At 69.1% G+C, this 10,456-nt stretch carries 8 protein-coding genes and 3 pseudogenes; 5 read left to right on the top strand and 6 right to left on the bottom strand.

Annotation, left to right across the window (positions count from 1 at the left end; translation table 11 throughout):
- Positions 1-147: 147 nt before the first annotated feature.
- Positions 148-252, bottom strand: a pseudogene (locus tag ABZY44_RS36195) (ATP-binding cassette domain-containing protein); the annotation flags it as partial.
- Positions 253-504: 252 nt separating this feature from the next.
- Entirely contained in the window at positions 505-2,217 is a 1,713-nt protein-coding gene (locus tag ABZY44_RS36200) for an LPXTG cell wall anchor domain-containing protein (RefSeq protein WP_356661546.1), read from the bottom strand.
- A 698-nt stretch (positions 2,218-2,915) separates the two neighbouring features.
- Between ABZY44_RS36200 and ABZY44_RS36205 the strand changes: the two genes are divergently transcribed.
- A complete protein-coding gene (locus ABZY44_RS36205) occupies positions 2,916-3,827 on the top strand; it encodes a MerR family transcriptional regulator (RefSeq protein ID WP_356661548.1) in 912 nt (303 codons plus the stop codon).
- 434 nt (positions 3,828-4,261) lie between these two features.
- Here the strand turns inward: ABZY44_RS36205 and ABZY44_RS36210 are convergent, their stop codons facing one another.
- From ABZY44_RS36210 to ABZY44_RS36220, 3 genes and pseudogenes are all read right to left on the bottom strand, one after another.
- A complete protein-coding gene (locus tag ABZY44_RS36210) occupies positions 4,262-5,692 on the bottom strand; it encodes a non-reducing end alpha-L-arabinofuranosidase family hydrolase (protein ID WP_356661550.1) in 1,431 nt (476 codons plus the stop codon).
- 862 nt (positions 5,693-6,554) lie between these two features.
- Positions 6,555-7,083, bottom strand: a pseudogene (locus tag ABZY44_RS36215) (transposase); the annotation flags it as partial.
- Positions 7,084-7,176: 93 nt separating this feature from the next.
- Positions 7,177-7,572 carry a helix-turn-helix domain-containing protein gene (locus tag ABZY44_RS36220; protein ID WP_356661552.1) on the bottom strand — a complete coding sequence of 132 codons (396 nt, stop codon included), beginning with the start codon at positions 7,570-7,572 and terminating at the stop codon, positions 7,177-7,179.
- Positions 7,573-7,733: 161 nt separating this feature from the next.
- Here ABZY44_RS36220 and ABZY44_RS36225 point away from each other — a divergent pair.
- A pseudogene (locus tag ABZY44_RS36225) lies at positions 7,734-8,459 on the top strand (MBL fold metallo-hydrolase); the annotation flags it as partial.
- A gap of 19 nt (positions 8,460-8,478) precedes the next feature.
- Here the strand turns inward: ABZY44_RS36225 and ABZY44_RS36230 are convergent.
- Positions 8,479-9,045, bottom strand: a complete 567-nt coding sequence (locus tag ABZY44_RS36230) for a TetR/AcrR family transcriptional regulator (protein ID WP_356661554.1) — start codon at positions 9,043-9,045, stop codon at positions 8,479-8,481.
- A gap of 104 nt (positions 9,046-9,149) precedes the next feature.
- On the opposite strand from ABZY44_RS36230, the gene ABZY44_RS36235 reads away from it, so the two are divergent.
- The 3 genes from ABZY44_RS36235 to ABZY44_RS36245 all read left to right on the top strand — a co-directional run.
- Positions 9,150-9,458, top strand: a complete 309-nt coding sequence (locus tag ABZY44_RS36235; RefSeq protein WP_356661556.1) for a hypothetical protein — start codon at positions 9,150-9,152, stop codon at positions 9,456-9,458.
- 90 nt (positions 9,459-9,548) lie between these two features.
- Entirely contained in the window at positions 9,549-10,271 is a 723-nt protein-coding gene (locus tag ABZY44_RS36240) for a VOC family protein (RefSeq protein ID WP_356661558.1), read from the top strand.
- Positions 10,272-10,354: 83 nt separating this feature from the next.
- Positions 10,355-10,456 (top strand): transposase (locus ABZY44_RS36245; RefSeq protein WP_356661560.1); only part of this gene is annotated, 102 nt, incomplete at its 3' end.

Consider the following 10,456-nt stretch of genomic DNA (forward strand, 5'->3'; position numbering starts at 1 on the left):
CGGCGGGCCTGGCCCGCGGCGGGGCGGGCGGGGGGGGGGGGGGGCGTTGTGTGCGGGTGGGGGCGGCGGCCGCCGCGGGGGGCCGGGGGGGGGGGGTGCCGCCGGCGGGGGGGGGGGCCCCGCCCCACGCCCCCCCCCGCCCGTGCACGACGTCAGCTGCGAAGTCGCCCCGTCCAGGAGCAGCAGCCGGGGTTCGCGCAGCAGGGCGCGGGCGATCGCGATGCGCTGCCGTTCACCCGACAACTCGCAGCCTGCCAACCCGCTCGCTGCCGCAACTCCGTCCTGACCGGTCCGCAGGAGCACGGGCCCGAGCCCGGGAGCTCGGCGTGCCCACCTCGGCACAGGCCACAGACGGCTCGGCCCCCTGCTTCCCGAGTGGGGCAGGGGGCCGAGCCGTCTCCGCCGTCAGGCGAGCGGCGGAAGCTGTTCGCCCTGGACGGCTACGCCCTGGACGGCTACGCCACGGGTGGCGTAGCTGCCGGGCCGTCAGTCACTCACGCGGTCTCACTTCCCGTGCAAAGCCTTGCGGCGACGTCCGCGAAGCACCAGGACGCTTCCGGCAACGATGACCAGCAGGCCACCGAGGGCGCTGTACGTGACAGCGTTGCCCACCCCGGTGGAAGCCAGGTCGCCGGACGTGCTGCTCGGGGTCGGCTGGCCGACGGGTGCGCCGATCCCCGCCTGCGCACGGGTACCGGTCGTGCCGGAGACGGAGACAACCGGCGCGGGGGCGGTCGGCGTGGGGGCGGGCGTCGGCTTGTCAGCGGCAGTCCCCGACGCGGGCTTCAGCTGAAGAGTCGTGATCGAGTACGGCGGCAGCGTCTGTGCGACCGCCGTGCCCCGCTCCGCCGTCGTCAGGGCGGTGCCTTCTTTGGCGTACGAAACGGTCGTGACCGCCCCTGCGGCCGGGGTGAATCCGGCGTACGAGACCGACACCTCCGCCGCGTTCTCCGGGCTCTTGTTGGTCAGCATGACGTTCAGACCGCCGTTGCTGCTCCGCACCGCGTGCACACTGACCGACGAGTTGCCCGAGGACGACTTGACGATGGTGTCGCCAGGCTGCGCCAGTGCGGTCAGCGAGCGGATGCCCCAGTAGGTGGGGAAGGTTGTGTCGCGCGGCGGCTGGCACTTCCCCCCGGCGCAGGTTCCGGCGGAGAGAATGCCCCCGTCCTGGTAGTCGGTCTGGCCGTGGACGGTGGTGGGCGCTTGGTCCGTGCCGTTGTGCAGGTTCCACCAGTCCACGTGGGTGGCACCCTGCTCGAACCAGGTCATGTAGGTGTCCGGCGCGAACAGGGCCGCGGCCTGGCTGGTCAAGGCGGGCGAGCCGACGCCGTCGGTCTCGGTGACCGCGATCTCCACCGAAGCGGCGCGCGAGCCCGTGTACTTGGCGATCAGCGAGCGCAGCTCGGACGTGGTAGCGGCGATCTGGGAGGGGGTGTTCAGCAGGTCGGCCGTGGTTTTGCCGCCCGGATACCAGTGGACGATGACGAAGTCGATCGAGCTTCCCGCGATGGAGAGCACCGTGTTGTTCCAGTCGGCGGTGTCACCGGGAGCCTTCTCCTTGTCCGGCCAGCCGCCGGGGGTGGTGAGCACCGCTCCGATCTTCACCGTCGGGTCCACGGCCTTCATCGCCTTCGAGTAGGCGACCAGGTTCTTCCCGTACTCCCTCGGGCTCTTGTCGGCGTGATCGTCCCTTTCCCAGCCCTTGCCGTTGCCGTAATGCCCGTTGCCGTAGACCTCGTTGCCGATCTCCCAGTACTTGACGCCGTAACCCTTGTCGACGTTGGAGTACTTGACCCAGTCGGCGGCCTCCTGGGCGGTGCCGGAACCGTAGTTCGCGGTCAGGATCGGCTGGGCGCCGACCTTCTTCGCGATGTCCATGAAGCGGTCGAAGTTGGTGTTGGAGGGGATCCAGCCCTTGCCGTCGCCGGAGGTGTGGGTCTTCCAGTGGTATTCGTCCGCGCCGGAACCGCCGGGATAGCGCAGCTGCCGAACTCCCGCGGCCTTCATCAGCGAGGTCACATTGGCGTCCCCCATGTGCTCGTCGCCGAAGCCCAGATTGAGGCCGACACCACTGCTGGGCACCGTGCCCAAGGAGGTACCGGCGTCCACCTTGATGCCGACGGTCTCCGCGGCGCCCGCGCTGGGCGCCAGGGCGCCGACACCGGCCGAGGCGGCGAGCACCGCCACCGCCCCCGCGACAAAGCGCCGGCGCATCCGGCTACGGCGGGGCGTGCGCTCCCGAGGCATCTGCTGCTCGGCGGATCTCGGGTTGTCTGGTGACACGTGGGGCTCCGATCGGGGGTGTTGACACAGAGGGCGTAGCGCCGCTGACCACGGCTCACCCTCGTCGGTACACCCCTAAGTGGCCACTCAGAGCGGAAAGGTTGCCATCTCCATCATTTTTCGCCGAGACGCGGTCGCACGGTCTCACCGGGCCTCGTGACCAGGTGCCCCGGTGACCCGCCCGGGCTTCTTTTCCACCTCGATGGCGCGAACCCTCACATGCTCCCGGCCGCACACCGCCCCGTGGTGGCCGAGCGGCTGAGCCGCACAGGAAGCACGGGAAGAGACAGCCGGCGGCCGCCGCCACCGCGTGTGCGACATCCCGTGAGCTCCCGTGACCACTGCTGAGTCCTGAGTCACTGAACGGGGCTTCTCCCTCGCTCGCGCGGTCGGACAGCCAGTGACGAAACTTCGGAATTCCTGAAGCATTCTCATCCCCCACGGCAGATGGTGCCGCCAGGACTGATGCGCCTTCACTGAGCCCCGTCGTGTGCCGCGTCCTCACGAGCTTCTGTGGACCTGCGGGACCGCCATCGCAAGCGGCGGAAAGCCCCTCGACGTCGAGATCCACCGGCTCGCGCACCCGTCTGCTTGAGTCTCCAGCGGCTGGAAGGTGCAGGATTTCGCCCATGGAAGACGAACGCCCCGACGTGCTCACCATCGGCCGGCTCGCGCACCGCACCGGACTTCCGGTGCGCACCCTGCGCTTCTGGTCGGACGAGGGAGCGGTGCCGCCCGTGGCCCGCTCCGCGAGCGGCTACCGGCTGTACGACGCCCAGTCCGTGGCCCGCGTCGAGCTGGTCCGCACCCTGCGGGAGCTGGGCCTCGGGCTCGACGACGTGTGCCGCGTTTTGAGTGGCCGCACCACGGTCGCCGAGGTCGCCGAGGCGCACGTGGCCGCGCTCGACGCGCAGATCCGCTCGCTCAAGGTGAGCCGGGCCGTCCTGTCCACCGTATCGAAACGTGGTTCGACCGCTGAGGAGACAGCACTGATGAACCGGTTGGCGCGGCTTTCGGCCGCAGAACGCAAGCAGATCATCGACGGGTTCAAGGAGGAGGTGTTCGGCGGTCTCGACCTCGACCCGCGCCTGCGTGACCGCATGCGCACCTTCAGCATCGAACTGCCCGACGACCCCACACCCGAGCAGGTCGACGCCTGGATCGAACTGGCCGAGCTGGTGCGGGACCCCGGCTTCCGCGCCCGGATGCGCACCCTACTGGAGCTGAGCACCCCGGTCCCCGGGCAGAGTCGTGCCCCCGGGGCGTCCATTTGGTGGGCCAGGCAGGTCGTGCAGACCGTCGCGGAGGTGAGGCAACGCGGGATCACCCCCGAGGGACCGGCCGCGGCCGAAGTGCTGTCCGAGCTGTTCGGCGACGCCGATCGGGCAGCCGTGCTGTTGTGCCTGGAGGCCGGGATCGAGGCAGGGGCGGAGCGCTATCGCGGGCTCGTCGCCCGCGTGCGCGGACAGCACGCGTCTCCCGACGCGTCCGAGGAGCTGGAGTGGCTGGCGCGAGCCCTGCGTGCCGCGGATCAAGCCTGACCGGCCGTGCCGACCTGCCTGGTCTTCGGCTTCGAGACCGCGGGCTGTCGGAAGTCGTTGCGTCGACGACCGTCGACACTCCTCCTTCCCCGGCAGTGATGAGCCGGATCGGCACGACCCGGGATCCGGCTGACGACGGCAAGGATCCGAGCGTGCCCGATGGGCCGCTGCGAACGCGCGGGGATCACGGCCCGGTTCTCGTATGGCTACCGCCAGGTGGTGTGTAGCGCTGAGCAACGGGGCGACTTCAGCGGACGCCTCTGCCCTGGGCCCTGAAACCGCCTGCACACAGGATGAGGAACCCCAGCCGATGCGCGGCTGGGGTTCCTCGGTGCGGTGAGTACCGGTCAGCAGGTGGAGTTGCCCACGCCGTGGACAGCTCGTCTACGCGTCGGCGGACCGCGCCCCATCGCGATCACCGTGGATCAGGCGGGTCAGCGCTGCAGGGTGAGCAGGCCCGGCCGGTACGGCAGTTTCAGGTAGTCGGTGCCCGCCGGTGTGTTGGTGGGGAGGCCCTGGTAGAGGAACTGCAGGTTGCAGGCATCGATGGTCATGGTCTGGTCGGGGTTGTTGCGGACCAGGTCACCGTGGCTGACGCCCTTGGCCCAGGTGGAACCGCTGTTGGCCTGGCCCGCGAAGGGGCTGCTCTCGCTGCCGGCCTGGACGGTCCACGGACCGTTCAGACTGGAGGCGGTGAACGAGCGGAAGTAGCGGTTCGAACCCTGCGCCTCAACGATCATGAGGTACTGGTTCTGGCCCTGGACCTTGTAGACCTCCGGCGCCTCGAACAGAAGGTCCGTTGCGTCGCTCATGACCGTCGTGTACGAGGAGCCGAAGTTGCCGGGGAAGTTCCCGATGGGCATGCTCGCCCGGTAGATCTTGCCGTTGTCAGCGGCGAAGAACAGGTACATGTTCTGGTCGTCGGCAATCATGGTCGGGTCGATCGGGGCGTCCCTCTGGTTCCCGGGGCCCACGGGGAGGCTGCCGGTGAACAGCGGCTGCGCGGCGGACCAGCCGTTGGGGTTGGTGGGGTCGCTGGACGTGCGGTAGTAGAGCGGCCACTGACTCCACTGGGACACCATCACCCAGACGTTCTTGGGCGCGAAGTAGAACAGTTCGGGCGCCACCGCGGGCTCGTTCATCCCGGTCTGGGTGGCCGCCCCCATGTCCGACCAGTTCGTGAAGGGACTGAACGCCGTCGAGCCCCACGTCGTTCCGTTGGAGGTGGTCGCGTAGACCAGGCGCTTGCCGTCGTACGTGGTGGTGCTGAAGTCCTTCAGCGCGAGCTGCCCGTTCGCCGGCTGCGCCAGCGGATCCGTCGAGGTCCACCGGTAGGCCGACGGAAGCGCACACGCGTTGCTCGCCCCGGACAGGCCGGTCCACTTCTGGTTGGCGCCGCCGTGGCACGACCAGATCTGCACCCCCGTGCCGTTGGCCGTACCCCAGCCCGAGACCTCCAGGCACAGCCCGGACCGCACGCCGACGATCGTGCCGTCGGGGTTCACCCGCCACTGCTGGTTCTCACTGCCGTTGCACGTCCAGATCTGCACCGGGCTCCCGGACCTGGTGGCGCCGCCCCGGACATCCAGGCACTTGTTGCCGTACACGGTCAGCTGGTTGCTGCCCGTCAACGTCCACTGTTGGTTGACTCCACCGTGGCAGTCCCAGATGTGCGTGTTTGCGCCGTCGGTCTGGCTGTAGCCCGCCACATCGAGACAGCGGCCGGAAGCAGCGCTGCGCAAGTCGCTGGTGGTGGCCGCCTGCGCCGGGCCGGCGACGAGCAGCGCCGCCCACGCGGCCAGGGCCGTAACCACGGCGGCGAGCACCGCGGACGGGCGTCTGCGGCTGGAACTTCGTCTGCGCATTGGAATCTCCTTCGTGACCGGATGAGCTGTCACACGCTTCAGGCAGGGGGACCTGTCCTCGGCGCCTGCGGGTCCGGCTGGACCGGGCACGGCGCCTCGGAGCGGCGACAAGGTGTTCGGCCCCTGGGGTGGTGGGGGACGCCGAAGTATTGTTAGCGCTAACAATTCGCGGCTCGCGTATCGGCGTTGGAGCAGGAAACCAAGGGCCTGAGCGACTGTCAAGATCTTCTGCAAGAACGGTCGGTTCACTGAAGCAAAATCAGGACGGCCAATCGGCGGGGGAGTTGATGGAGACCGGGGCCCCCCTCCACCCCGGCGACGTGCACCGTGCTGGCACTGGCGGCGCGGCGTGCGTCGCCGGTCGACCAGGACCCGCCAGGTCGCCTCGTGCTCGCGACGGGCCTGCTCACGGCGGACCTGCTCAGCGGCGGGGCGTGCTGGACGCCGCAGACGATGCGCAGCCGCTGGGTGTGGGTGAACGGGCCTGCGGGCCCGTCATCCCGACTGAGTGTTACCAACAGCGGAGCGGGTCACCACGCACCCGCACCTCCCGGGTCGCCAGCCGCCCGCGACTGTGGACCCCGAGGCCGAGGCCCGAAGCCTCGCACTCCCATTCCACAACCACAACGCAGCACGTTCCGGCCCTGGCGGAGGACGTGACCCTGGGGGGTCGACACCCACAAGGACATCCCACGTCGGTCCTGGTGTGCGAGCGAGGCTCCCAGAGTGGTGATCACGGCGCCACTGGCAGGCCCACCCTCTCCGTTCTGAGATCACAGATGTGTTCGTTTTGGCGTCCTCCAGCCCGGCGTACCTACCTTGACCTTGTCGAGGAGACAACTCGGGCCAGCTGATCACCGCTTCACGCTGCCTGCGGCGCCTGCTCCGCGGTGGTTGAGAGGGCCACCTCTTCGCCGAATAGTTCACGGTGCCGAAGGCATGGGTGGAGCTGGCCGATCAGGCTGTTGAAGACGTTGCGTAGGGCGGAGGCGTGCCAGTCTCCGCGTTCGTCGCGGCGGTGGCGGTATCGGGCAACGGCCCCGGGGGAGACGCGCAGGGCTCAGAAGGCCCAGAGGTAGCCGGCGTGGTTGAGCCGGTCGTTCTTGATCCGGCGGCGGGTGATGCTGGACTTCTTGCCGGATGGCCCGCGTGATGGGCAGCGACCCCGCGTAGGCTTTCAGCCCGCGGGCGTCGGCGAACCGGTTCCTGTCATCGCCGAGCTCGGCCGGCACACGGGCGCCGAGCTGGATTCCGAGTTCCGGGAAGCTCAGGATGATCTCCGCGTTCTCGTGCTGGAGGAACGCCTCTTCCACCGCTTGGGCGAGATCGTCGGCTGCGTTGCAGGCGGCTTCGAGCTGGACGAGCAGCGCGAGCATCTGCTGTCCCAGGGACGCGTGCTGCCTCCGCCGCGGAGGCAGGTTCGCGGCCGGGCGCGGTGTCGTCCCGGCCGGTGGCATCGGATGCCCGCGGCCGGGCGCGGACGGTCAGTTCCTCCGCTCGGCGGCGCCCGAGACACCGTCGTCGAGCCAGCCCGGTCGCGCGGGCGGCCCCGGCAGATTGGGATCGGGCTCAGTCCACTCGTTTCCCCAGGCGGCCAAGGCTACGAGCACCGGCACCAAGGCGCGCCCCCTGTCGGTGAGGAGGTACTCGAAGCGGGCGGGTTTGAGGCTGTACTGCGTGCGCCCAAGGACGCCCGTGGCGGTCAACTCCGCCAGCCGTCGGGCAAGCGTGTTCTCGCTCATCTGCAACCGGTCGCGGAATTCGTCGAACCGGCGGGCTCCGCTGAGGGCTTCACGCACCACCAGGAGCGCCCATCGTTCGCCGACCACGTCCAGGGCTCGGGCGGCGGGGCAGTTGTCGGGGGCGAGGGACGAACGCATGTCGTCAGCCTAGCGGCTTCCATGATGGAAGTGAATGGGTAGTATCCCCAGCGGCTTCCATCGTGGAAGTTGTTGGGGGAGAGGCGCTTTGAGATGCAGAGACTTCGTCAGGCCGGTATCGAGGTTGCCCGTGGGGTGTTCCGTTTCGGAGACGGCCGGTCAACTGGTACGTCGTCGAGCAGGAAGGTGCGCTGACCGTCGTGGACGGCGGTATGCCCGGTCACTGGACCGCGCTGACGGACTGGCTGAAGGAGCGGGGGCAAGGTCTGGACGCGGTTCGGGCCATCGTGCTCACCCACGGACACGCCGATCACCTGGGCATCATCCGCCGGCTTTCCGATGCCACCGGCCGGCCGGTGCACGTACACCCCGACGACGAGGCTCAGGCCAAAGGCGCCGGACTGCACATGCCGCCCCGGCGCATTCGGCGCAACGTGTGGAAACCTCACGTCTTTGCCCTCACCGTGCGCTGGGGGCGCGCGGGTCTGTTCGCCGTGCCACCGATCCTGCATGCCGAGTCCTACACCGACGGGCAGCGCCTGGACATACCGGGATCGCCTCGGGTGATCCACACGCCCGGCCACAGCCCGGGCAGCAGCTGCTTGCTGCTCGCCGACCGCGATGTGCTGATCACGGGAGACGCCCTGGTGACCCTCGACGTCGTCACCGGCCGCCGCGCCGTCGGGATCATGCCCGGCACCCTCAACGACGACCCCGCACAGGCATTGGACAGCCTGACGTACCTGGCCGCAGTCACAGCCACGACACTGCTGCCCGGTCACGGCGAGCCCTACTCGGACGGCGTGCCGACAGCGCTCGCGGCGGCCCGTCGACACGGCATCGACTGGAGGACGCCGACGGCAGACGCCCACGGCCACGCCCATTGACCGGCCGCAGCCCCTCCGATCAGCTCGGGAGGGCGGAGAGCAGGGCCGCGGCGGCTCTGTCGAAAGGCGCGATGCCGCCCGCAGCGCGACACAGGATGTGGGCGCCTTCGAGCGTGACGATCATGAGGGTGGCCAGATCGGCGGCCTTGGATGAGCTCATTCCGGCCTGGGTGAGTTTTCCGGTGAGCTCGCCGACCCAGTCGGTGAACGCTTCGGCGGCGACAGTGCGCAGGCTGCTCTGGTCGGCAATGGCCGCACCGCCGTCGACGGTGACCGCCGCGATTGCGCAGCCGCCGCCCCCGGCGGACGCCTGCACCACGGTGCGGACGTTGCCGAGGAACGCCTCCACGACTTCGCGTGGCGTGTGCGCCGGCAGTGCGTGCAGGTGACCGCGGACGTCCTCCGCATTGCGGCTGGCGGCTTCGAGCGCGAGTTGCTGTTTGCCGCCGGGGAAATGGTGATATATCGCCCCGCGCGCGGCACCGCTCTCGGCCAGGACGTCGGTGAAGGACATCGCGGCCAGGCCATGGCGTTGCAGCAGCCCGATCGCTGCGCTGATCATGCGGGACTTCGTGTCCGTGGCCATCGCAACCCCCTTGACTAGTACGGCCATCCTACTCCATGCTCACATTTCTAGGACGCGCGTACTACTAACGTGGGCCGGGCAGGCCCCGAAACCGGAGGTTCGTGATGGGCAAGACGTTTCTCTACACCGAGATCCAGGCGGCAGTGCCGTTCGAGCAGTTCGACTGGCACCAGGTCAACGCGGCACTGAAGACCGCGCCGGGTTTGATCCGCAAGACGTGGCTGTCCGGGATCGGCACCCACACCGTCGGTGGTTTCTACGAGTTCGACAGCGCCGAGAACGCCCTGGCCTTCGCGCAGGGCCCTTTCGCCGAAGAAGCCCGCCGGGCCGGATCCCCGGCAACGACACGAATGTTCGACGGCGACATCGTCAAAGACGCCAGCATCGACCTGAACTCGCCCTACTACACCTGACACCGCAGGTCGCCGCCGACGTCAGTGCTGGCCACCGCCTCGCCCCGCCCCGCTGCCGGGGCGAGGCGGCCTCAACGGAAAGGCATCTCGATGAACATCGCGCGGCACCCCGAGAACAGCGTGAGCTGGATCGACCTCGGCACCCCCGACATGGAGACGACGACGGCGTTCTACACCGCCCTGTTCGGTTGGATCGTCGCCCCACCGGACCCCAACGGCTACAGGCTCTGCACGCTGCGCGGACAACTCGTCGCCGCCTTGGGGCCAGCCGAGGACCCCGGCGCACCCTACTGGACGATCAACGTCACCGTGTCGGACATCCAAGCCACCGCCACGCGCTTCACGAGCCTGGGCGCCCAGATCATCGTGGCACCCACCCGGGTCGGGATGCTCGGCCACGCCGCCGTCGCCCTCGACCCCGTCGGCGCACCACTGTCACTCTGGCAGCCCGGCACCCACACCGGCATGCAGCTGACCCACGAACCGGGCACCTTCGCCGGCATCAGCCTTCTCACCGACCACCCCCAGCGTGCCGCCGCCTTCTACCGACCAGCCCTGCACTGGAGCTCCAACCCCGAGCACACCGCGTTCCGGTTGCCGGACAACTCGACCGCCGCCACCAGCCCGCCGCCAGGCAAACCAACGGCGCAGCGATCACTCTGGCTGGTCGGTTTCGCCAGCAACAGACCCGATGCCGACGCCGAGCAGGCTCGACAGCTCGGTGCGACCGACGTCCGTCAGGACTCCGACGGAGTCGTGGTCCTGCGCGATCCCACCGGTGCTCTGTTCGGCCTTACCCAGCACACCCGATAGCTCCGACTCCGGGGCCTCCCCCTGAGTGGTGGACACGCTGATAATGGATCTTGATTGATCCGGAGGAAGCGAGAAGACCACCGATGGCTCTGAAGGACTATTCGGACGAGTTCAAGGCCGATGCCGTGGCCCTGTACGAGTCCACGCCCGGGGCGACGTACAAGAGCATCGCCGCTGACCTGGGC

The organism is Streptomyces sp. NPDC006544 (assembly GCF_040611715.1).
Lineage (GTDB): Bacteria > Actinomycetota > Actinomycetes > Streptomycetales > Streptomycetaceae > Streptomyces.